Genomic DNA, 26,744 nt, shown 5'->3' with positions numbered 1-26,744 from the left:
TATAACTAAATTAGTGTGCATGATTTTTATCGTGGCTATCGCTGTGGTCATCTGCTTTTTCAACTTTATGATGGTCATCATCATTTGAATGTGATGAAGAAACTTGCCCCATCATTGCCTTCATTTCTTCTGCACTCATATTGGAATGATCCATACCAGCCATATTGCCTTTTCCATTTGGGTTTTCGAGCGCCTGAATGTAGTTCACCAAATCCCATCTTTGATTTTCATTCAGGAATGTTTTCCAGGCAGGCATCGGGCCACGACCATTAGCGATCTTCCATTCAAAATCGCCATCGGGATGCATTCCGGCCATTGAAGCTAAATTAGTGGGTTTAGGATTTAGTGAAGCCCCCAAGGGACCATCGCCCATTGCGTTTGCCCCATGACAAGACGAACAATTTTGAAAGTAAGACTGCTTGCCCCGGTTGATTGACGCTTGATCACTTTTTATAGGATTTACCCTAGCAGCAGCAGCTTTCGGAGAAGCCCAATGCGCCATACCATGACCTTCATTATGACCATGCCCACCTTCATGTTTGCCTTCCGCAAACACATATGACAAAGATACAGCAGAGATTACGGCGCTGATTGCAACGCCAGATATAATTAATTTTTTCATTAGTAATGTCTCGTTTTGGTTTTGTAAAAAGCCAGCGTCAAAGATGCTGAAGCTTAAATTTATTATTTTTCTAAATTTCAGACGCACGCATGCGCAACCGCTTTAGATCAGCGATTTAAAAGAAAAATTAAACGAGGGGTGGAGGGGTGTTAATTACCGGATATATTTTATAGAAATAAGCCAAATCAGATTTTGGCTGCTCTATATCGGTTGAATGGTAGATCGAACTCACATCAGAAAATAGATAGGATGTAGCGCTTGCTAAGCAACCGCTAGCGCAGAGTATGTCACTGCAATTTTTATCCATATCAGACATTTCGCAGTTCATGCTCATCTTTGATTCTGAATCAGTATGTGACATGACCATCTCAGTATTAGCATCTTTCATTTGCATGCAATTACCCGTCATACCTATCGCAACTGCAGATGGAATAATGGCATTAAATGCAAAAAACAGGATTAAAATACGAAGAAACATAAAAACAAGCATACCTTCAAATAAAAGAAACTGTCAAGGTCGTAAGGATATACGACAGATATGTACGATTCAGGTGCAATAGAACCAGATTAAATTTAGAGCCTTGTAAAAGGCTTTAGTTCAGATGAAAAAGAATCAATAAATAAGCACCCCCCACCTTTTAGGCATATTTTAAGACTATGTAGAAAACAACCTAAAAGGTGTGGGGTGATCCTAAAGTCAAATTCCATTCAAAGATCAGATCGTCCGTTTGATAACCATGGGTTCATTTGAGTTATGTGATTATGGTTTCTTAGTTGCTGCTTTTCTTGCGGATTCTTTAATTTCATAAATTCGGGCATATTCATCTGCCGCCAAATATCTTGGCGTTTTCATGTCTGAAAGGCTAAGGCTAAGACCTAAACTTCCCCACTCATGAAACGATTGCGGCATATAAAAGTTATTGAATTGTTTGCCATCTTCTTCTAACCAGACTTTATACAAGTCTTTGGTGATTTCTCCCATCCCTATGCTTTCTATCGCGTCTTTAAATAAGGCTAATTTTTCGACCTTGAGCTCTGGGTGGCTATCGAAATACTTTCGTTGGTTTCTGCCAAGGTTGGCAATAGCCAGATGATGGCCACCTTCGTAGGCTACAAGCTGGATTCTTTTGTCAGATTTATTGATGACAGCTTTGTGAGCAATCATCTCTGCTCTTATGGCCTCAACCCCTTTTGGGTTTTTAGGGTCTTTTAATATATCAATAATCTCTTCTGCGGTTTCGGCATTGAGCACGCCTTTTGAAATACCCTTACATGGGCCAAATTTATACGGCTTAATGATTTCGTCTTTTACTTTCAGGTCACCAAAGCATCCAAAAAAGTAAGCAGGGGTAGCAATGGCATCAACCCGTTGGATGGATTTTTTCTTGACCGCGTACTCCAGCATTGATTGCGTTAAGTTTGGGTTATTTTGTTTGGTTGCTAAAGTGAATATCAGTTTCTTTTCATCGATTCCAGAATCAATCCAGATTTTTGCTATCTGGTCTAATCTATCCACATACGCCATTTGTGCCATCGTTTGATAGGCTCTATCCAGATTTTTCAAAACGTAGACTTTAGCGTTCATATTGAAATCAAATGGTTTTCTGCTCAAGGCTCTTTTATTCCAGCCTTCTTTAAAGTCTATGAACAGCTTCTCTTGCAGGTCTCGAATTTCGTTACCAGAATAGTGATACACCAAATCCGGGCTATGCAATTCGTTCTTGTTTTCTTTTGTGTATTTGAATCTATCCACTAAAGTGTCTTTGTAGTTGCCTTCTTTATCTTCAACCTGAATTTTCAATTTACCCTTGGCAGCACCGGTATAACCTAGCCAGTAAGCACTCATTTCCGGGATTTGACGGGCAAGTTTTTCAAAGAAGTTACCCTTTTTATATTTGATTGCCTGGATAAATTCATCGTTACCCAGATAGTCATTTTCTACATAAGTTTCACAGTCTGAGGCTTTAGCTTTGCGAGATAAGGCTTGTGTAATCTTATCGACATTCAGGCCGGTATCTTTGAGCTTATAATCAATTTTCTCATTCAGAATTGACGTTTTACTGTCGTATGCCGTTGAGATGAATGTTTCGATTTCGCTTATGGATTTACCATCGCTGATAAATCTAAGGCCATTGACCAAGGTTGCTAATTCGTCCTGTTTTTTGCAGGATTTGAAAGTGTCCAGCTCTTGAGTAATCTCTTTTTTATAGCGATTAAAGTGGGTCAAATAGCTCTTTCTCAGATTTCTATAAGTCACTACTTTGTCATCAGAGGTTTTCAAATAGTGTTCAAACTGATCCAGAAACTCAGTGACATAATATTCATAGCGGTATTTAGCCAGACCAGTGAAGTATTTTTGGCTGGCGAAGCCTCCGTTCCATACTTCATTGCTTAACTCTATGAAAATTCGAGAGTCTTTGTTTAGATTATCGTTAAAGTATTTGGACATCTCTGTCACATAATCAATAGAAGCGTTGTGCGGTATGTTTACCCAAACATTCGCTTTGGTTTCATTGATTAATGCCACAATGACTTCGTAAGGTAAGCCTCTCCATCTTTCTTCAGGGGTTATATAAGAATTCCCCCAGAACTGATCGTTTAATTGCGCTCTGTTTTCTGGGGTTCGTGCAAATTTCATCAAGCAGTTGCCATAATCTTCATTAGGCGAGACATAGTTCCAGTTGTATTCGAGTGACTTCTGTCTTAATACGGCGAGTTTTTCTTTGAGTGGCTCCAGAGCATCTTTATTCTGTTGAATTCTGTATTCAAGCGTCATGATGTTCAGGAAATCATCCTGAGCGAGTAATTCACCCAGTATTGGTTCTATCTTGTCTAATTCATCTTCGGTATAGAAAATCTCATTGTCTTCATTTCTGAACTCTTTAAAGTTTTTAAGCAGTGCTTCGATTTTCAAGGACTCGTTATCGGCAAGCGGTAAATCAGCTTGGTTGATTATTTCCAATAGTCTGATTTTTACCTGATGTCTTAAGTACTCAGCTTCTAATGCCTGTTTGGGTAATGAATAAACATCGGTAGTTTTTACATACGTGGTCACACATTCAAAAGGTGCTTTGGGTGATGAGATCATCATATTCATCACTCTGAATGTAGAGAAAGGCTTAATGTATTTTAAGTAATCAGGATTAAATACAATCTTGCCATTGAGCACATCTTCATGATTAACCGTCGGCAGGATTAAGTGAAAATCTCGTAAATAGGTATCACTGTTTGCAGTAAAGGTAAGCTTGATGCCATCTACTGAAGGAGTTTCAGGGATTTGAATATCCAAACACTTATTAGCAGTTGTGTATTTTTCAGGGCAATCTACAAAAGTCGCAAAGCCTTCGACATCTACTTCAACATCACCTTTAAAATATAGGGGATAAACTCCATTAGGGACATCGCCTACAATCGCAGATTCCAATCCTCGGGTATAAACGTAACTGCCTTTTTTCAAGATAACCGTTTTGTCTTTATTGACGGTTATTCCGAACTCACTAAATCTACGATACCTTTTTTGAGCGAAGCGATTAACCAAGCCTCGAATCTTGAAATCACTCAGTTCTTTGTAAGGGCTCAGTGAAAAAGCCTCTTTTTCTTTTTGGTCATCTGAGAGGTCGCGACTAATGGTGTATAGCTGCCCATTCTCATGATCAATGTATTCATCAACAAAGATGTTTTTTACTTCAGGGTCCTGAGAAACGAAGTCGACAGCATCAACGCCTTTGGTTTCCAGACGTTCTTTTACGCGGTTAAAAATACTTTCATCAAAAGGGCGGAATGTCTTTGCCAAATCGGCCATGATTTGTGCGGTCGTGACTATATTTACCTGACTTTGTGGCTCATTGAGATTAATTCCCATCGAAATCGGAATATGTTTTTTGGTGCCACTCTCAAGTGTGTTGGCATGTAACGTAGATGCTAAGACCAAACATAAGCTAAAAATGATTAAACGCATTAAATGACCCTAAGAATTACAGTAATATAATACTGATTTTAATAGTGAAATTAGAGTATGTCAGATTAATAACGCGTATACCTGACAAAAGTCAGGCAGCTTGCAAAAGCTTGGTGTCAGATTTGTGTGAAGTTATGTGAAAAGGATATCACATAACTGGTTTAGATCGGCAGTGCGCCTCGCATAAACGCGGTACAACCATTTTTGGTATAGACCTTTCCGTGTGTTGCACCAGCCGCAGCAAAGTGGAAATCACCGGCTTTGAGATGAATATCTCCCAGACTTAAATCACCTTCAAGCATAAGTGTTTCTTCATCAAACGGGTGGCCGTGACCATCCATATTAAAGCCAGGCTCTAATTTGATAAGGTAAGACAATACCGATGCGGGCTTGCTAACATCTCCATGAAGTACTTTAAAACTACCACCGGGAAAAGCTTCGATCCATCCTTCTGTATCAGAACCGGGGACTACATCAAAACTTGCGTCTGCTTTATCATCAGACACAGTTTCAGCTACGGCTGATTTATCGCCAGTGATATTTGCCATAAGGTTATTACGCATGCGCAATACAACGCTGTCATCTATTTCGACAGGTTCATGTGCCTCAGCCAACATTTCTAGAACGTCGTCATCAAGGACATTGTTTTTAGTGTCATGCTTTGCCATAAATCCCTCCTGTTGCAAAATCATCGCGGGATAAGGTTTCTCTTAGAATCAGCTGGGCTCGGCGAATATTCGACTTTACGGTACCGATCGGTTCGCCCGTGTATTCACTGATTTCTGTTTGGGTCATATCTTCATAAAAAGCCAGAGTAATCACCAGTCGCTGTTTTTCATTCAATAGCTGCAAGGCTTCATGAATACGGCTGGATATATCGATACCTTGTAGCTCTGTATAAGGTGTCACGGTATCGGAATCTGGCGTTAGGTTCTGATCTAACTCGTATGTATTGTTGTTCAGTTGTGGTCGTTCACGACGTAATTTGTCTAAGGCGCGACTGCGACACATCATCAGTATCCATGCGATTGGTGTAGACTTTTTACCATCAAAGTTCTTGGTCTTATTCCATACTTGCATGAATACATCGCCAACTACTTCTTCGGCTAGCTCGGGTTTAATCACGATTTTGATCGCTAAACCATAAACGCGCTTAACCGTAGAATCGTATAATTCTCCCATAGCGGCTTCGTCGCGCTTTTTTATGCGGTTAAGTAATGCAGATAAGGGATCTTGCTCTTGTCCCATTACAACCTCCTGAGAATCATATAAGTCTTCATAACGATACAGTATAGAAGACATTATGCTTCGTCCACTATCTTTTTTGCTCGTTGAAGAGATTGTATTTGTCATAAGTGCGTTATTCAAAATAATGCCTTTTATTAAAGAGTTAACATATATTTCACATTACGCAAGTTGATGATCAATCGGATTCAATTGCTAGATTAAAAAGTCATTCAAGGGAGAATGAAAAAGAATAACTAAGCCATCCCTTTGAATAAAGCGATAGAAAAAAGCCTTATAAGTAGGGGGGTGCCTTTAAAGCCTTTAAAACAGTAATCATGCCCCCCCTTTGGCTCGATAGTTTGGGTGCAATTGATTTGATGGTCTAATTTATTTGTTCTACGGTGTATTCAACCCCAATTTCAAATGATTCAGTTGGTGCAATCTCGATAGTGTCGGATGCTGCATTGGCGGTCTCAACACAAATAAAGTATTGATAGCCATCATCGTTAAGATCTGCCATTTTGGCCGCTCCGTTCGCCCAAGGGTTCCAAACGACCGTGGTATTGCTAGCGCTGGATTGAATGCTTATTTGCTGTTTGTTTTTCTCATCAACCAAGGTTGTGGTGGAAGGTGAACTGGTATAAATACGATCTACTTCCTGGTCGACGATGATATCTCCAATCTGTTTTATGGGGATGTCAGACTCAATCGTTTTATCAATATAGTGAATATTATCCAGACCGGTAACACGAGTGTGTTTGATATCACCAATGGCGAAGTATGTATGCAGTGCCTGGGTAATAGTAAACGTCTCGTTATCCGTGTTAATTGTTTGCAACGATAAGTGCAGTGTTTTGCCGATGGTAACTATCAGTGTGAGTTTGAAAGCGTGTGGCCAAAGTGTTTGAGTTGTTGCAGTATCATTTAAGCTTAAAGTAACTTGAGTTTCACCCTGTTTTGTTGCCGTTGTGCTTTCGTGTTGCCAAAGCGTGTTTCGGGCAAAACCATGAGCAGGTCGACCTGAGTTGAGTGGGTCATCTCCAAACCACGGCCAACAGATAGGAATGCCACCTTTGATGGCTTTACCTTGTTCAAAATAAGCATTATCACTGACAAATAACAGCTCTTTGGCGTCTTGCGTTTTGGGTTTGTATGAAAGTACTTGAGCGCCATACAGAGAGATTACTGCGGTGGCGAATTTGTTATCGATTTGTAACATGGAAAAGCCATTTTTACCTTCAGCTAAAACTGATTTATTCATCGCTTTATCACCTCATTTCTTTTCGGCGGTTATTCAATGTTATATCGAATATCTTGAAAGCTTAATTCCAAATTGTTTGAAAAGCGACTTATGTGTTTCCCCCCATAATTTTTATTTAAAAAAGCCATTTAAAGTAGGGGGGTGACATAAAAGTTAAATAAGAGTTACAAGTGCCCACAGCAAATGCCATGGGCGAAAGTTTTTTATCTTCTTATCACTGTTATTTTGTCACTGATATTGTTTGTTTATTAAAACTCATAGGTAAGTTTTAAATTAATGACATCAGAATCTTCATCATCATAATCAGTACTGTTCAGGTATTCTGCAGCCACGCTGGTGTTCTTATAAACGGGCATGCTATAGCTGATACCAACCACTTCTTTAGGAAGATCTAATACTGATGCATCTGATGATTCCTGATAAGTCGCTGCAATTACTTTGTCATTACCCAGGTCAAAGGCAAATTCCAGATGGCTCGCATTTGGGTTTACACCAGCGATATCATCAAGACGCATATGTTCTGCAATGATGCTAGCTTTACCTAGTGATAGTTTTGCATGAACATTTATACCTTCAACAGTAGTGTCTGCGACATCAGATATGTAACCGACACCTGCTGAAAATTGCTCATTTTCATAGGCGAAATCAACACCGTAATTGTCAATTTTATCGTTCGCGCCATCTGCTTTGTCTTTAAACACATAGGCTGATGCACCAAAACTACCAAACTTCTGAGTGATAAGTGCTGCCTCTTCACGTGTTTCGCCTAAATCTAAAGTGATAGGATCAGAGATCATATTGGTATCGAAACGACCAAACGGAACGTATTGACGACCTACTACAATATCTAATGAATCGGTTGGGTGTAGATTGATGGTTGCTTCATCAACGATTACATCATCACCTTCATCGTAACTAAATAGAATATGCCCATCTACCTTTTCGCTGACTTTATGATCGATGCCAAGGTCTATGTTTACTGCAGTATCGTCTTCATCTTCATTGAAATTAGCTTCAGCTTCAATTGTGCCGCTGATAGTTGTCTCTGCATACAGTGTGTGTGAATAACTTACTGGCAATAGCCCTGCTATCACTAAAGATAGTATTTTCTTTTTCATTTATAACTCCGCTTTTGTTTAAAATTATAATTATTGGCTATCAGTTACACGCTTATGTACATGTGGTTATCCCATTTGACAGGGAATGCCTGTAACTGAGTGGCTATAAATTGGTTTGAATGGAGGGGTATTTTAAAAATACTCCCCTTGTCGTTTGAAACCAGAAATTCCTGGTCTTTCGAATTGAAACAAAGACCACTGGGACCTGATATTTCGATTGTTTTCAGTAGAGCCCGATTTGGAATGCTCCAAAAGCTCACATTGTTACCACGAGGGGATGTTGCTGCCATGATTTGTGCATGTGTATCAACGGCAACATCGGCAATATACCCTCTGCAATCTTTGGTGAACTGCCTGTTATTATCGAATGTTTGCAAGCCGTCAGTGTTTTTATCTATCCATGCGAGCAGATAGTCTGGCGTGCCATCAATTGGTTGCCCTTGATATTGTGTTCCCACGGCAACACCGCCATCTGCGGTAACCATTAAATGGCGAATACTCAGTTTATGATTTGAAAGACGGTACTCATCAATCTTATTACCCGAGTCAATATCAATAAAGGTCAGCGAAGGCTGCATCGTTTTAATATTTAATTTGCGGCGACCAAAGTCTGGATGCGTCTCGATTCCACCATTGGCAACGACCAGTGTTTTGTTATCTGGCATTAAGTGAATATCGTGAGGGCCTACGCCATAACTTTCGTATTCGCCTAATTGTTTGAAATTTTGAGCATCGCGAAGACTGATTACACCTCTGGCATTGTTATAATCATTTTCAGTGGCAAACAATATGTTTCTGGAAATATCAATGCAGCCATGACCATAGAAATGTCGGCCTTCGTTAGCATTAATAATACGTTGTTCTTTTGTCGCGAAGTCGCTGATAATCATTTGATTATGAGGTCTGCGAGCAAAAGATAGCGACCTATCTTTTGATAATGAGATGGTGTCGTGCGCGCGAAAAGGAATCTGCAATGAATCGAGTTTTTCGCCGCTGAGTTTGTTATCAATGAGGTTTAAACAAGCGACAAAGTGCTGACCATTCTCATCATCATAAGCACCAAATACATCCGTAGACTGGCTTTTCGAATGATTTTTTAGGTCAGTATTATCCTCCGACTCAATAATGTTCTTAAGAGCTTTTCCGCCACTGGATGCTGATGCAGCACCTGTGAACGCAGAGGCAAGCGCGAATAATGTAAATTGACGACGATTCATCTTTTTCTATAGCCAAATATTGTTGTATTAGTCGCCATCATTGTCATTAAATCCGAGCTCTACACCCAATGAAGGCGCAAGTTGGGCTTTAATCAACTCAGTGAGTTTTTTACTGTTTAAAACTAAGGGTTGTAAGCTTTCAGGAGAGGTTTTTATGGCATCAAAAAGGTCTTTCTCTTTCAGTTTTTGTTGCACGATACTATCCATTAACTGCTCAAGATCTGTAGCCAATTGCTGCTTGTTTTGCTGGTTTAGCCACTGCAATACTTCACCGTCTTTTAAAATCTGTTTTATTCCGATGATATTAGCTTTAACCTGATCCAGGCTGTCGCCACTTCGCCATGCATGGAGTTTGTAAGGTGTGGAGTTTTTGATTTCGTTTTTGCTATCCAGCAGTCCTAGTTTCTTATTTGAAACTTTCTGTGCCGATTGATAGAGCTTGTTGACTAAAATGGTCATCGCTTCTGATGACTCTAAAAAATACAGGCTATTATTTCCTGCTAAACCAAACTGGACTCCGTAATGCTCCCACTGGTTGCTGATAGTGTTGATATTGTCATTTAATAATTCGGTGCTCAGTTGCAAGTATTCGCAACGTTGTGGCTGATCGGTAAAACTTTTTAGTATTTGTGCGGTGCTTTGTTCTCTTGAAAATAAGATGTATTCCAAAGCACCTAAGCCTTGAGCGCCTACTCCAGCGGCATCAATATCTTTTTTGCTTAGCGTGTCACGTTGTAATAATTCTTTGATGATGCCTTTTTTGATGGGTAGGAAGTACACGCCAAAATCGATATTTTCGTCAGTCGTTGGTCCGAATGCGAGACTATCAACTTGTTGCCAGGCATTAGCGGTTGTATTCCATGATTGTCGTAATTTTGATAAAGAGTCCTCAGTCTTTGCGCCACAAAAGTGCTGTGTCTGTTGATACAGAGTATTGCTGGCTAGTTTCAATTCTTTAAAAATTGGTAGCATCGCATTTTTGCTGATCGAGCTGAGCAACATTTGTCGATCAGCTTCTGTTATCTCTATATTTGCCGTATGTTGTGGCGTGTTTGCATTGCTTTCATCTGCCCAGGCGTTGTTAAATAAAGAAAGTATTAACAAGCAGCATATTGTGAAAAGTACACTAAGAATTATTATTTTTATTGGTTCAAGTTTATTCAGTTTCATGAGATTAGATCTTCGATATGAAAAGTAAGTAAAAAATTAGAGTGATTTGAGAAAAGCGATGACAGCTTCTCGTTCCTGTTTCGCCAGTGCCGCAAATTTTTCTTTGCTTTGTTTTGCTTCGCCGCCGTGCCATAAGATCGCTTCAGTCAGGTTTCTGGCACGTCCATCATGTAAAAATCGAGTGTGTTTGTTTACTGTCTCAACCAGACCAATGCCCCAAAGTGGGGGGGTGCGCCATTCGTTTCCTGCTGCCTCAAAATCGGTGCGGTTATCGCTTAAACCTTCTCCCATATCGTGCAGCAATAGATCGGTATAAGGGTGAATTTTTTGCCCAGATAACTCTGGAAATTTTTCAGAATTGCCGGTTGTAAACTGGCTCGTATGACAACTAGCACAACCCGTATCAGTAAATAACTTTTGTCCCAGCTTAACCTTGTTATTGTCGACATCTCTGCGTGCGGGAACGCCTAACATAGACGCGTAAAAAACAACTTTAGATAAAATTTCGTCGGTAACTTCTGGCTTGCCACCATCAGGGGCTTGTTGACATTTTTGCTGAACACCAGAACAGTTTTGATTTGGAAATAAAGAACTTGTTAAGCCCATATCTCCTAGAAAAGCGCCAGCAGATTGTTGTTCAACAGTTGGTTGGTTGGACTTCCAGCCAAAGCGTCCGAGTGCTTTTTTCTTTTGTTTTACATCCCAGACCCAGTTAGGTCGACCTGAAATTCCATCCGAGTTAGCGTCATCCTTATCGGCTAAAGCGAGTATATCTTCTTCTTTGATTGCCTCTAATAATCCCAGACCTACCATTGCAGGTGCCGTACGTATCGAGAAAAGGAAGTCAGGGTGTAATTCACCGTAATTTAATTCGCTCAATGTAAGCGTTGGTTTGATCAAAGTGTAGGATTCACCATCACTGTACTGGCCTTTAATTTCGACATATTTTATGTGTGCATCGCCTTCCTTTTTGATTCCGTGAATGGCATTGGTTTGTAACTGGTCTCCGTAGTTGGGCTCAGTTGCTACGCCTTTTTTTGCGGCTTCTTTTTTTTGCTCATCAGTTTTAGCAGGAACACTGATTCGAACAAGTGCTGATATGAGAGACTCACCATCACTAATCGGTGGTCTGCCTCGACCGTCTTTTACATGGCAGCCCTGACAGGTATTTATGTTAAATAAAGGACCTAAACCGTCGCGTGCGGAAGTTGAAGCGGGTGCGCTTACCCAAGGTTGTTTAAAAAAAGCATTACCTATGAAAAAGTTATCACGCCTTAATATGCCCAGATTGCGCGCAGGCAATGAAAAAGCATTATGACTGGTGTCAAAAACGCTTGTTTCTCCGCCAGATAACCTATTTCCGCCATTAGATAACAATGCTGGGTCGGTTTCCGCCTGGTTTGGTAGCATCAAGAACAGGGATGCAACTAGAATAACTTTTTTCATTTATAAGTACTTTACAAGGTCTATCAGTAACGCCAAAGTGCCTGAGTTTCCTCAAGCACTTTAACAAGATCAAAATTGACCATTAAAACCAGAATGTATTTCAATCAATATTTTCTGGTTGCTTTTTAATGGTTTAGTTTTGAGAAAACGATTCGCTGGTTTCAGAATTCAGATTGCTGATGCCAAGAACCTTAGCCGTTGCTTCAATATCAACAGTCTGATTACGTAAAGATTCAATCACCGCTTGTATGCGTGCGTTGCCCGCTTTGTTTTCGCTTTTGATTTGTTGATCAAAGTGCTCGCCGGAATTTGCCGCTTTTACGATGGCGTTAATCTTATTTTCGGTTGTTGTCAGCTTGGTTTTAAGTGAATCACTTAGCTTTTTATCTTTCGCTTCAACCAGTTGAGCAAGACTTGCTCCTTTAATAGTGGTGCCATCAATTCGTGAGTAACGTCCGTTAAAGACATTGTTAATACCGCGTGCGTTTTCGGCAATATCAGTATGGGTATTGTCACTAAAACATGAGTGTTCATCTTCTTGAGAGTGAGCGAGCAATGCCACATTGATACGTTCACCGGCTAATTCACCCAGGCTTAAACTACCCATGCCGAACAACATTCTGCGTAATGCTTCTTTTTCAGAGAGTTTCATGAATGTTGCGCGGTAGTTGTCTTTATCTGCTTGCCAGTCAGCGACCATGTCTTGTAAATCAGTAACCAGTAATTGGGCGGCAGCCGTTAAATATTCAGCGCGACGATCACAGTTGCCATTGGTGCAATCTTTGCCTTTCGCGTAATCGGTGTAGCTTCGTGTACCTGCTGATTTAGGGTCTTTATTGAGATCTTGTCCCCATAATAAAAATTCTATTGCGTGGTATCCGGTTGCAACATTCGCTTCAGAACCGCCTTTTTCATGAAAAGATTTAAGTAAAGCCGCATCTATTTTTTCTTTTCCCGATACGATGTTTGCAGCGGCAAATTGATTGCCATCTTCGTGTTCATAGTTACTTGCAACGTAATCAATTAAGCCTTCGTCTAATGGCCATGCATTGACTTGTCCTTCCCATTCATCAACATTGGGATTACCAAATCTGAAAACTTCTGTTTGGCCGTAAGGTACACGTGCCGCTAACCAGGCTTGTTTAGCTGCTTTGAAACTCGCTTCTGAAGGGTTGGCAACAAAAGCATCTATTTCTAATTTAAGTTTTTTAGCGCTGTTTAAAGAATCGCTGAATCCTGCTAAAGCAATGGTTGCATAATTCTCTATGACCTCTTTATTGCTTACTTCTTTTGCGTAAGCAGGCAAGGTCGATAAAGACGCGAGGGAAAGTAACGATGCTGAGATCGCTACAAGTAAAGTTTTTTTGAACATGATTATTGTATTCTCCAGTGTAAATGAAAAAACGTATGGCTGGTGTCGATGTCGATGTTATTCACTGGCTGACGTTTAAAAGGTGAAAATACTCCTGCTTGAGGAATATTTTTAAAGGTCTTTATTAGAATGTGTCGGGGGAGGTTGATGTGCAGTGAGTATAAGTTTCCCTCTACGGGTGATACTTAATAAATAGGGTTTTTCCTTATGCTCTAAAATCATTTTATTTTGTCCATTCATTAGCTGCGATACATCAACAGTGTTAGATGGATTGGATATTATTTTTTTATTGTTACTTTCCATAAAATTATTGTATTAAATTTAAATCGATATCAAACTGCAGCTAAAATATTAGAGCTAGCTGCAAGAGAAGTGTTTTGGGTGGTTAACGTTTTAAGCGATGACATCTCAACAATGTGTTCGTCTATTACTTCACACGCATGCTCACGACATTTACCGCAACAAGAACCTACTCCAAGCTTATTGCAGATACCTTCATACCCATTACAACCCTCTGACAATGCGCGTTTTATCTGTTTTACTGTCACTGCGTTACAATTGCATACATACATGGCATATCCTCGTTGATAGGTTATAGTAAACGAATAATAATCATTCTCATTTGTATTTGCAAGTGAGAATGGATATTATTTGTATCTTAGAATTTATAAAGCAATAAGCCATTAAAAGGACACAAGAAAAGGAACCGACATGAAATTTAACGGAAACCAGAAAAGCATTCTAAATGCTGCACTTAAAAATCAATTAACCGCAATTAATCAATATTTTCTTCATGCAAGGATGTTGAATCACTGGGGCTTGAAAAGCCTAAATTCCGATGAATACAAACGTTCGATTAAAGCGATGAAATACGCTGACAGCCTAATTGAAAGAATTCTATTCATGGAAGGTTTGCCAAACCTGCAGGACTTAGGAAAATTATTTATAGGTGAAGATACTGAAGAGATTATCGAAAATGATATCAAGATGGTTGAAGCAACCATTGAGCAGTTAAGAGAGGCAATAAAATCCTGCGAAGATCAGCAAGATTATGTGTCCCGTGAACTGTTAGAAAGCATACTGACTTATGAAGAAGACTCTCTAGATTGGCTCGAAACCCAGCAATGGCAAATAGAAAATACAGGGATTGAGAATTATACGCAAAGCAAAATGGGAGAGCAGGAATGAAAGGCAGTAACAAAGTAATCGCTATATTAAAAGAGTTACTGGCTGGAGAACTTGCAGCGAGAGATCAATACTTCATACATTCAAGAATGTATGAAGATTGGGGGCTATCAAAACTGTATGAACGCATTCATCACGAAATGCAGGAAGAGACTGATCACGCTGATGCGATGATTAAAAGAATCCTCTTTTTTGAAGAAACCCCAGACCTCAATAAACAAGAACAAATCAACATAGGTAGCGATGTAGTAAGCATGTTAAAAAGCGATTTGGCTTTAGAGTATAAAGTTGCCGATGATCTAAAAGCCGCAATCAAAATATGCGAAGAAGAAAGAGACTTTGTATCCAGAGATATGTTGCTTCTACAATTAAAAGATACTGAAGAAGATCATGCTTATTGGTTAGAACAGCAACTAGGTTTAATCGATAAAATCGGCCTGCAGAATTATTTGCAATCTCAAAGCTAATTAATCATATAACTGAAAAGTAAGGTTCTATGAGAGGGGTTGCTTGGGATATATTCTCAAGCAACTGCGTTTAGTAAAACATTAATGAGAAAGGGTTTGCCCTTTATCTCGTTTGATTTTTGTGAATGAATTCAGCACGTTTTAATATGGTTTGATAATCATGTTGGTTATAAATGAGATTGCGTTTAAAAAAGCCCTATAAGTAGGGGGGTGCCTTTGAAATAGATTAAGGGTTATGTAGAGTATGGAATGATTTCATTTTGTTTAATAACTTAATTATCCCTGACGAAATTTTAATAACATAAGCATAGCTGTGTGATCGACGAAGCACTGTTTTACAGTTAGTTTCGAGTATGGCTTTTTTTATCCAGTCAGACTAAGGTATTATGAAAAAATGCTCGCAGTGAGATGTTTTGTCGGTTTAACAAAAAATATAATCTGAACATTCACACATAGAGACGACACAAATTGCATAGCTATATAAGAATTATAAAAACAAGGCTATTTATTATAAGGATATATAAAAAAGGGTAAAAAATGGGCTTGTTTAAAGTTGTCTCAATGATGCTTGTTGTATTTGCATTTCAAAGTATCGTTCATGCAGCACCGGAACCTACGGCTGATCTTTCAGATGTTCCTGCAGTCTCATTCGCAGGTGAAGAGTTTTGTTTTGATGTCTCTCTCGCTAATACTGGTGATGTTGGGTATGGCCCTTATTTACAATTACAGCTACCTGCTGGCATTTCATTTTCTTCATCGACTTTTCTCGATAACCCAGTTTCTACTCAAAATGTAGGTACTTTTCCTCCTGATCTTATAGATCCATTAACCAATGAAACTGTCACAGGGACGAATGGAAATAGCTTAATAATTATTCAACCTCCTATAGGTTCAATTGTTGCTGGTGGGCCAGATTTATATATAAACGTTTGTGCAGATATCGCAGATGATGTGGTTATAGGCGATCAACTCACAATTACTTCCACGCCTGTTTTTCAGTTTGGGGATACGGCTACGGGTGATAATGGCCCAATTTCTGGTTCTACAGAAACTGCTTCAGTTACACCTTCTTTGGTGGACTTTGAAAAGGTTATGAGCGCAGACGAAGGAGAAAGTACTCCAGGCTCTAGTTGGCCGGTGTCGTATCAGTTAGTGGCAGATATCGCTAATGGTAATACTATTTCAAACCTTGAGTTTAATGATGTTTTGCCAAGTCAATTACAGTATGTTGCAGGATCGTTAAGTGTTACAGGTGGAAATGGGTGTGTACCTTCGGTAAACGGCCAAACTATCAAAGTCGATTGTGTCAATGCCACCGGCACGGCGGTTGATAACGATGTTGTCGTTTCTTATCAGGCTTTTGTAACAGACGTACTTGAAGAGTCTGCTTGTAGTAGTGATGTAATCACGAATACGTCCAGTTTTGATGCCCAAAGGTATGATTCTGTAACCAGCACTAACACTGCGATTACCACGATCACTTCAGAAGAAACGCTTACAACATCACACGTTGTAATGCAGAAATCTGTGACTCCGGGAGTCGCACCAAGTTATGTTTCGCCCGGTGATACTTTAACTTACACAGTTAATTTGCAAACCTCAGATTTTGGTACCGTAAATAGCTTGGTTTTTAATGATTTGTTGCCAGATGGTTTGGAAAACTTCAATGCCGTTTCAGTGACAGGTCCAACTGGTCCGCTTACGATTGTACCAGTAGTGACCAATAACACAGATGGAACAATTGGGGTTGTTTACGATATTCATGCAGTTTCAGGTGATTTGCCGCCAGCTTCAGAAATCACAATAGTTTACACGGCTGATATCGCTCAATTCTATACAAACCCTAATACACCCGTTAAAGCTAATGATTTTTTAACCAATAGTGCATTAATAAATTATGGATTAGTTGAAGGCGCAAGTAATTGTTCGGATGTTAGTAGTGCTACCGTTTCAATACGCCCGTTAGCTTTAACTAAAGAGATTTTGAATGCTCAAACAGAATACCAACCCGGAGATGTAGTTACTTTTAGACTAACGATGAGTATTCCATCTGGGGATACATCAAATATTGTTTTTGATGATTTTTTTCCTTTACCAGTTTTCGATGTAAGTACTTTAAATTTGGCTTTTGGTAGTGATATTCGACTAGCAGCCTCAGATACTTTGGGTATTGTTCCCACAAATATATCAATAGACTCTGTCGCGAATAAATTATCAATAAATTGGCCAGACGTTAGTACTATTAGTCCTCAAGTTTTAGCTGTTGATATAGATATCAAGGTTGGGACGCAACCTTTTGCTGATAATCTCAGTCTTTCTAATTTATTTCAGGCATCCACCAGCAATACGCCAACACCTGCAGCAATTGTGAATTTGGGTTTAGCAGGTATTAAAGTTGGTGCTCCCGTTCTTGAAATAACAAAGGGTGTAGTAAGTTCGACAAATTCGAATAGCGTTATCGATGCGGCAACTGTGCCTGTTGATTCAAATCTGATAGCTGCTGATGCAAGTGACACTATTACTTTCGAGATTACTGTAGAGAATGTTGGTGGTGCGCCAGCGAGGAGTATTCAGGTTGCTGATGATCTTGGTCTGCCAGCAAATTTGTTAGAAAATTGTAGTGTAGTCTCTGTTGTAAATGGAAATGGGACAAGCTTAGCTTACTCAGTATCACCAACGTTTAATGGGGTCATAAACCTTACAGACCAACTTGAACAAAATGATGGAGATCCAATAGATGGTGGGGCTCCTTATAGTACTGATACTGCACTCATAAGGATCGCTTGTAATGTTTCTCAGGCTGTTGTCGCTAATCAAATAATTACAAATACAAGTTCTGCGGTTTGGGCTTCTGATATAGGTGAAGCATTATTTCCTGCTGTCACAGATGATGCAACGATAACTATAAGTGCACCAGAAATAGAAAAAACGATTTTAACTTCTGGAACTACTTTTACTATCGGCGACATCATTAGGTATGAGATTACTTATACCGTTCCTGAGTTAACATTAAACGATGTTTTGCTGCATGATCAGCTCGACCCTGGTTTAGCATTTGTAAATGTAAATACTCACACCATTGATCGTAGCGCTGATGTAACTTCTAACGCGAGTGTTTTTAATATTAGCAACAATGGTAGGACCTTAGATTTAAATTTAGGTACTGTTGTTAACAGTAATAATGATAACTCTCAAATAGAAACTATAAAAATTGCATATGATGTTGTTGTTGTTAATGACACAAATGCCAATGCTGGTGATACTTTAAATAATACCGCAATAATAACGAGCACTAACTCGAGCAGTGGTAATACTTCTGCAGACGATATAACAATTTTAGAGCCTAATATTGTTGTCGATAAAACTGTCGCATCCGGAGTGGGTCCTTACGATGCCGGAGATACCGTTACTTATGACTGGCATATTCGTCAAGAAGGTACAAACTTAACTACTGCTTATGATGTGACATTAATCGACACGCTGCCATCAAATGTCACTTATGTGGATAATTCCCTTCAGCAAGTATCAGGTAGCTGTAGTCCGATTGTAACTGACGATACAACCCTAGGTGTCTTAACTGCTACGGCTGTAAGTTTTACAGCTACAGATGATTGTCACTATCAATATCAAGTGGTTTTAGATGTGGCAGTTACAGCTGGGGCAAGCTTGAATAATACTGTAGATATTGACTGGACTAGTCAGGCGGGCACTGTGGCTGGTCCTATTTCTATTTATAATGCAGATAGCTGTGAAAGAACTTCTGCAACAGATCCTGATCGATGTGGTAGTGGAAATGATTACGATGTAGATGATAATGCTACGATTGATATTCGTGAAGTTGTTATAAAAAAATTATCAGAAAGCACTTCCGAAACGACAACGACCAAAGCTGAAGATAGAACAGGAACAATAGACCTGTCCATTGGTGAAACTGCTACTTATAGCTTGACGATAACTGTTCCTGAGGGCACCAGTGAAGAAATTGTCGTCACAGATAATTTTCCTGCAAATGCAGCCGTTGTTATGGAATTCGTATCTGTAGATAGCGTGTCAATAGGAAGCAGTCTAACAACCGCGAATACACCTGTTGGAGTAGTAAGTGATGCTCGTCTCGGTGATGGGATACTTGATAGGGTAGTTTGGGATTTTGGCAAAGTAGTAAACAGCTCGATAGATGGTATAGATAACAAAGACGATAATGACGAAAGAATAATTATTGTGGTTACTGGTAGGATTGTTGATAACGTTAAGAATACAAGTGGTGACCGTGCAAGAAACATTTCTTCTATTAGCTTTGGCCCAGGTTTAACAGATACCTCTTTAGTCGCTCTTGATGTTGTTGAACCACTGCTTGAAATTAATAAGAGTAGTACTACAACAACAGCCGATGCTGCTGATGATGTTACTTTTACTATACGTGTTAACCATAGTTCCGCTTCTACTCAGGAAGCGTTCGACCTTATCGTTACGGATGTGATACCAGCTGGTTTGGTTTATGTTGATGGTTCCTTACAACAGCCGACTTTAGCTAGTTGTTCAGTAATTGCTACTCTGGATGATAGCGATCCCACTGTCGGGGGGATTAATGCACGCTTTGATAACCTCCCTAAAACAGATGTTTGCGAACTCACATTTGATGCAAAACTTGATAATTCAGTTAATCCTAATCAAATAATTACGAATACTGCCAATCTGCAATGGGATAGCTTGGTTGCAGATGATGATGCCAATGAACGAAATTATTCTATAAATGATGATCACCAGATTACTGTATCAAGCCCAGGTGTTTCTAAAGTGGTTTTTGAAACTTCAGAAGTAACTTCTGATGCGAGTGTTAATGGTCTTGAAGAGGATGTAACGATTGGCGAAAGAGTTACTTATAGATTTACGGCGACCATACCAGAAGGAGAGTCAAACTCAGTCATAATCACTGATCAGTTGCCAAACACAGGAGTGGTGTTAAGAAAGATTAGCTCCAGAATTGTTAGTATTGGTAGCAATCTTGGATTAACTGCTTCAGCTGGTGATGTTGGGGATGATTGTATACTCGCTAACGCCTGCGATAGTAATAATGATGGTGAGCCAGACCTTGCTGAGTGGAATCTAGGAACCATTGTGAATACACCAGACGGATCAAATGATACGAATGATGAAATAGTGTTTGAAGTCGTTGCTGTTGTAACGGATGCAACAGTTAACACAGGAACTGACGATGATGTTGTAAACACAGCTGTAATTTCCTTTGGTTCTGGCCAGATGGTAAGCGGTTCTGTAGCTATCGATATTGTTGAACCAAAATTAAGTATTTCTAAGCTAGCAACTCCTGCGGCTTCGCCATTTATAGTTGATGCAGGCGATGTGGTTACTTTTGAGATTGAAGTCAGTCATGACGCAGATTCAAACGCAGATGCTTTCAACATTCAATTGATTGATACCCTGGCGAACGACGGTTCCACAACAGTAATGCAATGGAATGGTGATGGAAATATTGGTGGCACCTGCATAGGTACAGTTGTAGATTCGAGCGCTAGTGGGGCATTCCCATTTAATGTGATTTTTGATGTGCCCACATTGGATACTGCCACTGGAAGTTGTACGATTACTTATGAAGTGCTTGTCGATACTTTAGCGACTCCTGGGCAGACTTTACAGAATTCGGTGGCTTTAGAATATGATTCCACACCGGTATTTGTTGCCACTGAAACCCGAAGTTCAACTGACAATGCTACAGCAGATGTCATTGTTTCTGCGCCAAGTATGATGGTGAAAGAAGTTACTGCAAGTAGTTTATCTGATACGGGTCAAAGTCAACATGGTGCTAACTTACAGGATTTAGCAATAGGTGAAGAGGTTACTTATACTATTTCCCTGAAATTCCCTGAGGGCACCACTAAGAATGTAATTCTGACCGATGTAATGCCGTCGGGCACTGATGGTGTTATTGAAATGGCAGGGCCTCCAATTGTTACCCTTGGCAATAAGGTTTCTACTAGTTTGTCTGATGTAAGTGTCAATCCAGCTAATGATGGTTTTACTATTGATTTTGGTACGGTAACAAATCTACCAGATAACGTTGATACATCTGATGACTTAATCTCGGTTACAGTAACGGGCGTAGTGACCGACAACGTATCGAATGTCGATGGGGCACAGCCCGTTAATTCAGCTACTTTTAGCTATACTGATGCTGCATCAACTGTACAGAATCTAACTGATACTGCGATTGTCGATATTGTTGAGCCTAAAATGCTTATTAATAAAACGATGACTGTTGATAATGGATTGGCAACAATCACAATTGACTTAGAGAATACCGGAACAGCTAGCGCTTATGATATTCAGATTGAAGATGTTCTAGATTTAGCAAATTGGGATACTAGCCAAATTATTCCAACAACAGTTCCAGCTGGATTCACTTTGACCACAGTTTCCGGACCTAATCCAACTGAAACTACAGTTTTAATGACAACGGATGATAGTGCAACGGCCCCCACGAATTCTATAGAACCTAGTGAAACAATCTCCTTCGTGTTCACAGTCCCCGTTCAACCAGGTATTTCCACTATTGATAATACGGCAACCAATACAATTTCAACGACAGTTCCGGGTAGCAGTCCAAATGAGAGGAATGAGCCTGAAGTGGCTGAAACTGAGACCTTATTAATTCCTTTAATCGAATTAGAGAAAACTGCTGCCGCATTTTCCGATACTAACAGTGATGGAGAAGTGGGTGGAGTTGGCGATGAGATTACTTATATCTTTAATGTTAAAAATACTGGTGGCGTTGATTTAACTAATATAGTGGTTGTAGATACAAACTCTGCTGTTTCAATCTCTGGTAACCCTATTAGTATAGCTGTTGGCGGGTCAGATAATTCAATAACTGGTACTTATGAAATAACTCAAGAAGATATGGATTTAGGGACCATTACGAATACAGCAACAGTTACTGCAGATGGGCCTACTGGGACAGGTTCCACAAGTGATGTATCCGATGATCCTACAGATGCAGATAATGTCGATATTAATGGAGATGGTGAACCCGACGACCCCACCATAGTGACCTTACCGAGAAATCCATCGTTCAACATGGAAAAAACGACAGTACCTTCCTCGATAACAGTTCCCGGTATTATTACTTATGTTTTTACTTTTACGAATATAGGTAATATTGACCTGACAAATTTAGCGGTAAATGACCCTGATATAGATGTAAATTCATTGGTCTGTAATGGCGACTCTGACTCAGATGGGGCTATTGATAATCTTGCAATTGATGGTGTTCAAACGTGTACTGCTGAGAGAACAATTTCACAGGCACAAATAAATGCAGGTACGGCAATAACTAATTCTGCTACAGCGTCAGCCACAGATTTAGATGGAATTTCTCCGGTTTCTGAATCTGATACTTCAGATAACAGCACCAGCACACCAATAGCACAATCGCCAAGATACAATATGGTGAAGACGGCGAGTCCTGCGAGTATCAGTGAGCCAGGCAGTATCACCTATACCTTTACGTTTACTAATACGGGTAATGTAGCGTTAACGAATTTGACCGTTGCTGATGATGATATTGACTCGGCACTGGTTTGCCCGAATGGAACCCAGATAGATTTATTACCCGTAGGCACAGCAACGAAGTCGTGTACCGCAACTCGTGTTGTTACTCAAGAACAGATCAACACGGGAACTCCGTTATTAAATACAGCTATGCCAAGTGCAAACGGCCCGAATGGAATAGGTCTTGCAGCAGAAGACTCCACCACGGATAACACCACTGAAACTACTATTGCTCAAAGTCCAAGTTACAATATGGTGAAGACAGCAAGCCCCGCGAGTATCAGTACACCGGGTAACATCACCTATACGTTTACGTTTACCAATACGGGTAATGTGGCGTTAACGAATTTGACTGTTGCTGATAATGATATTGATTCAGTTCTTGATTGCCCGAATGGTACTCAAATAGATCTATTACCCGTAGGCACGACGACGAAATCGTGTACCGCTACTCGCGCAGTCAGTCAGGAACAGATCAATGCCGGAACGACCTTAACCAACACAGCAACCCCGACAGCTTATGGTCCAAATGGCACAGGTGTTGTCACAGAAGATTCCACCGCAGATAACACGGCTGAAACATCAATCACTCAATCACCCAGTTACAATATGGTGAAGACAGCAAGCCCTGCGAGTATCAGTTCTCCGGGTAACATTACTTATACGTTTACGTTTACCAATACGGGTAATGTGGCGTTAACGAATTTGACCGTTGCTGATGATGATATTGACTCGGCACTGGTTTGCCCGAATGGAACCCAGATAGATTCATTGGCAGTAGGCACAGCGACGAAATCGTGTACCGCTACTCGTGCAGTCAGTCAGGAACAGATCAATGCAGGAACCACGTTAACCAACACAGCGACACCGATTGCTTATGGTCCAAATGGCTCAGGTGTTGTTACCGAAGATTCCACCGCAGATAACACGGCTGAAACAACAGTTAGTCAATCACCGAGTTACAATATGGTGAAGACGGCAAGCCCCGCGAGTATCAGTACTCCGGGTGACATCACCTATACGTTTACATTTACCAATACGGGTAATGTGGCGTTAACGAATTTGACCGTTGCTGATGATGATATTGACTCGGCTCTGGTTTGTCCGAATGGAACCCAGATAGATTCATTGCCAGTAGGCACAGCGACGCAATCGTGTACCGCTACTCGTGCAGTCAGTCAGGAACAGATCAATGCAGGAACGACCTTAACCAACACAGCGACACCGATTGCTTATGGTCCAAATGGCACAGGTGTTGTTACCGAAGATTCCACCGCAGATAACACGGCTGAAACATCAGTCACTCAATCACCGAGTTACAATATGGTGAAGACGGCAAGCCCCGCGAGCATCAGTTCTCCGGGTGACATCACCTATACGTTTACGTTTGCCAATACGGGCAATGTGGCGTTAACGAATTTGACCGTTGCTGATAATGATATTGATTCAGTTCTTGATTGCCCGAATGGAACCCAGATAGATTCATTACCGGTAGGCACGGCGACGCAATCGTGTACCGCTACTCGGGCAGTCAGTCAGGAACAGATCAATGCAGGAACGACCTTAACCAACACGGCGACACCGACAGCTTATGGTCCAAATGGCACAGGTGTTGTCACAGAAGATTCCACCGCAGATAACACGGCTGAAACAACAGTTAGTCAATCACCGAGTTACAATATGGTGAAGACGGCGAGTCCTGCGAGCATCAGTACACCGGGTAACATCACCTATACGTTTACATTTACCAATACGGGTAATGTGGAGTTAACGAATTTGACTGTTGCTGATGATGATATTGACTCAGCTCTGGTTTGTCCGAATGGAACCCAGATAGATTCATTGCCGGTAGGCACGGCGACGAAATCGTGTACAGCTACTCGCGCAGTCAGTCAGGAACAGATCAATGCAGGAACGACGCTAACCAACACGGCGACACCGACAGCTTATGGTCCAAATGGCACAGATGTTGCCACAGAAAACTCAACGACAGATAACACTGCTGAAACTCCTGTCACTCAATCGCCGAGTTACAATATGGTGAAGACAGCAAATGTAAGTGAAATATCAGAACCCGGAATAATTACTTATACCTTTGAATTTACAAATACCGGTAATATCGATTTATTGGATCTCAGTATTAGCGACCTTGATATAGACGCAGGTTCTTTAGTTTGTGAAGACGATGATGATTCCAATGATGATGAAACAGATACTGATGAAAGTATTCCATTGCTTATCGTGGGCACAGACACTAAAAGCTGTACTGCTGAAAGAATAATTTCTCAAGACCAGATTAACTCTGGCATCGATTTGGTGAACACAGCAGTACCTACCGCCAATGTAGGATATACGCTTCCGAACGGTGATCCGGTTGTTGTAGAGGAAGATGATGACTTAGATAACACTGCAACGACGACAGTTGATCAAAATGCTGGGTTTAATATGGTTAAAACGGTGAGTGCACAAAATATCAGTGCGCCAGGGAGCTTAATCTATACCTTTACTTTTACGAATACGGGCAATGTTGATTTAACCAATCTGACAGTCATGGATGCTGACATTAATCCGGGTAGCCTGGTTTGTGAGGGAGATCTGGATGGCGATACGGCTGTAAATATTGATGTTCTAGAAGTAGGTGCTACTACAAAAGCATGTACTGCAACGAGAACAGTTACTCAAGATCAGATAAATGCTGGAATAGCCTTAACCAATACCGCCACTCCTGACGTCAAAGGTCCTGACGGTATTACAGATGTCAATGAAACCAATATCGCTGATAACTCAGTAACAACTAGCATCGTTCAGCAACCAGCTTTTGATATGGTAAAGACTGCTGAGCCTGCTGAAATAACAGCACCGGGTAATATTACCTATACATTTACTTTTACCAATTCAGGTAATGTTTTGTTAACTAATTTGACGGTAAATGATCTTAATATTGATGCTGCTACTTTGGCGTGTACCGATGATAGTGACGGTATTGCGGGTATAGATTCATTGGGTCTTGGTGCAACTAAAGTATGTACTGCAACAAGAGAAGTGACTCAAGAACAGATTAACGCAGGTAGTGATTTAACCAATACCGCAACAGCAAATGTGAAAGGCCCTAATGGAACTATAGACGTTGTTGAATCTGATCTGGAAAATAACAGTACAGTGACACCAATAACGCAGACACCAGCATTTAATATGGTCAAGACTGCAAGCCCTGAGGATATATCTGAGCCAGGTGTCATCACCTATGAGTTTATTTTTACAAATAATGGTAATGTAGATTTAACGGATTTAGTGATTACTGACATCAATATCGACACTGGAACACTTACTTGTAGCAACGATGCTAATTCTGATGCGATTATTGATACTTTGCCTGTCGGCACAGAAACAGTATCTTGTACCGCTTTGAGAACAGTGACCCAAGATCAGATTAATGCGGGAGATGCATTAGAGAATACTGCAACATCAGTAGCGACAGCTCCTGATGGAAATGGAGGCATCATTTCACTTGCAGAAACAGATGAGTCTGATAACAGCACCATTACGCCCGTTATACAAAATCCTTCATATAATATGATCAAAACTGCTGAGCCAGAAGTAATCACAGAAGCGGGTGAAATTACTTATACCTTTACATTTACCAATACCGGAAATGTGGATTTGGCGAATCTAAAAGTGATCGATGAAAATATTGATGCAGACACTATGATTTGTATGGGAGATAGTGATTTTGATCTGGATATTGATGAACTCGCTCCAAATTCATCTGTCACTTGTACTGCTTTAAGGACGATCACGCAGGCACAACTTGCCACACGTGAGCCTATTATCAACGAAGCCACATCAGCGGCTGAGACTTTAAATGGTTCTGAAGTTGTTGAGGAATTCAACTTACTTGATAATAGAGTGAGTACCCCAGTTATTTATACCCCAACATCAATTCCTACATTGTCCGAATGGATGTTGGTATTGTTATCAATGATATTATTGTTAATTGGATACAATCAGCAGCAGGCTAGAGTATCTAGAAGACTCTAATGAGCATGAGGAAGCATGGTTTTTTTCGATCAAATTGGAAGAAGGCTCGGCGATAGCTCTATAAATTTCATATCAAACAGTCAAACTCTAAGAAAAGTTG

General features: G+C 40.3%; 16 protein-coding genes. 3 read left to right on the top strand and 13 right to left on the bottom strand.

The annotated features are described in order from the left end of the window. Positions 1 to 10: 10 nt before the first annotated feature. From OO007_RS10940 to OO007_RS10885, 13 genes are all read right to left on the bottom strand, one after another. Complete coding sequence (locus OO007_RS10940; RefSeq protein WP_325808824.1) at positions 11 to 622, bottom strand: c-type cytochrome; 612 nt, start codon at positions 620 to 622, stop codon at positions 11 to 13. A 127-nt stretch (positions 623 to 749) separates the two neighbouring features. Next, positions 750 to 1,100, bottom strand: coding sequence for a hypothetical protein (locus OO007_RS10935; protein ID WP_325808823.1), 351 nt, complete (start codon positions 1,098 to 1,100; stop codon positions 750 to 752). Positions 1,101 to 1,382: 282 nt separating this feature from the next. Further along, positions 1,383 to 4,580 carry a hypothetical protein gene (locus OO007_RS10930; RefSeq protein WP_325808822.1) on the bottom strand — a complete coding sequence of 1,066 codons (3,198 nt, stop codon included), beginning with the start codon at positions 4,578 to 4,580 and terminating at the stop codon, positions 1,383 to 1,385. 161 nt (positions 4,581 to 4,741) lie between these two features. Beyond that, entirely contained in the window at positions 4,742 to 5,248 is a 507-nt protein-coding gene (locus OO007_RS10925; protein WP_325808821.1) for a cupin domain-containing protein, read from the bottom strand. Next, on the bottom strand, positions 5,235 to 5,882 hold the full coding sequence (locus OO007_RS10920; protein ID WP_165874763.1) for a sigma-70 family RNA polymerase sigma factor: 648 nt from the start codon (positions 5,880 to 5,882) through the stop codon (positions 5,235 to 5,237). Before OO007_RS10920 ends, OO007_RS10925 begins: the two co-directional genes overlap by 14 nt. A gap of 307 nt (positions 5,883 to 6,189) precedes the next feature. Further along, positions 6,190 to 7,068 carry a D-hexose-6-phosphate mutarotase gene (locus OO007_RS10915; protein ID WP_325808820.1) on the bottom strand — a complete coding sequence of 293 codons (879 nt, stop codon included), beginning with the start codon at positions 7,066 to 7,068 and terminating at the stop codon, positions 6,190 to 6,192. Positions 7,069 to 7,316: 248 nt separating this feature from the next. Continuing rightward, positions 7,317 to 8,186 carry an LbtU family siderophore porin gene (locus OO007_RS10910; protein WP_325808819.1) on the bottom strand — a complete coding sequence of 290 codons (870 nt, stop codon included), beginning with the start codon at positions 8,184 to 8,186 and terminating at the stop codon, positions 7,317 to 7,319. 44 nt (positions 8,187 to 8,230) lie between these two features. Continuing rightward, on the bottom strand, positions 8,231 to 9,403 hold the full coding sequence (locus tag OO007_RS10905) for a DUF1513 domain-containing protein (RefSeq protein WP_325808818.1): 1,173 nt from the start codon (positions 9,401 to 9,403) through the stop codon (positions 8,231 to 8,233). Between the two features lie 27 nt (positions 9,404 to 9,430). Beyond that, positions 9,431 to 10,507 carry an imelysin family protein gene (locus OO007_RS10900; protein ID WP_325808817.1) on the bottom strand — a complete coding sequence of 359 codons (1,077 nt, stop codon included), beginning with the start codon at positions 10,505 to 10,507 and terminating at the stop codon, positions 9,431 to 9,433. A gap of 102 nt (positions 10,508 to 10,609) precedes the next feature. Beyond that, on the bottom strand, positions 10,610 to 12,019 hold the full coding sequence (locus tag OO007_RS10895; RefSeq protein WP_325808816.1) for a di-heme oxidoreductase family protein: 1,410 nt from the start codon (positions 12,017 to 12,019) through the stop codon (positions 10,610 to 10,612). A gap of 133 nt (positions 12,020 to 12,152) precedes the next feature. Next, on the bottom strand, positions 12,153 to 13,391 hold the full coding sequence (locus tag OO007_RS10890; protein WP_325808815.1) for an imelysin family protein: 1,239 nt from the start codon (positions 13,389 to 13,391) through the stop codon (positions 12,153 to 12,155). 111 nt (positions 13,392 to 13,502) lie between these two features. Further along, positions 13,503 to 13,694 (bottom strand): hemin uptake protein HemP, encoded by a 192-nt coding sequence (gene hemP, locus OO007_RS20265; protein WP_131907642.1) that lies wholly within the window; start codon positions 13,692 to 13,694, stop codon positions 13,503 to 13,505. Positions 13,695 to 13,723: 29 nt separating this feature from the next. Next, on the bottom strand, positions 13,724 to 13,963 hold the full coding sequence (locus OO007_RS10885; RefSeq protein WP_325808814.1) for a (2Fe-2S)-binding protein: 240 nt from the start codon (positions 13,961 to 13,963) through the stop codon (positions 13,724 to 13,726). A 139-nt stretch (positions 13,964 to 14,102) separates the two neighbouring features. Here OO007_RS10885 and bfr (OO007_RS10880) point away from each other — a divergent pair, with 139 nt between their 5' ends. From bfr (OO007_RS10880) to OO007_RS10870, 3 genes are all read left to right on the top strand, one after another. Then, complete coding sequence (bfr, locus tag OO007_RS10880) at positions 14,103 to 14,579, top strand: bacterioferritin (protein ID WP_131907640.1); 477 nt, start codon at positions 14,103 to 14,105, stop codon at positions 14,577 to 14,579. Beyond that, positions 14,576 to 15,043, top strand: a complete 468-nt coding sequence (gene bfr / locus OO007_RS10875) for a bacterioferritin (RefSeq protein ID WP_325808813.1) — start codon at positions 14,576 to 14,578, stop codon at positions 15,041 to 15,043. Before bfr (OO007_RS10880) ends, bfr (OO007_RS10875) begins: the two co-directional genes overlap by 4 nt. A 537-nt stretch (positions 15,044 to 15,580) precedes the next feature. Next, complete coding sequence (locus OO007_RS10870) at positions 15,581 to 26,644, top strand: isopeptide-forming domain-containing fimbrial protein (protein ID WP_325808812.1); 11,064 nt, start codon at positions 15,581 to 15,583, stop codon at positions 26,642 to 26,644. Positions 26,645 to 26,744 lie beyond the last annotated feature (100 nt).

Source organism: Cocleimonas sp. KMM 6892 (assembly GCF_035798195.1).
In the GTDB taxonomy this organism is placed as follows: domain Bacteria; phylum Pseudomonadota; class Gammaproteobacteria; order Thiotrichales; family Thiotrichaceae; genus Cocleimonas; species Cocleimonas flava.
This window is presented reverse-complemented; position numbering and strand designations above follow the sequence as displayed.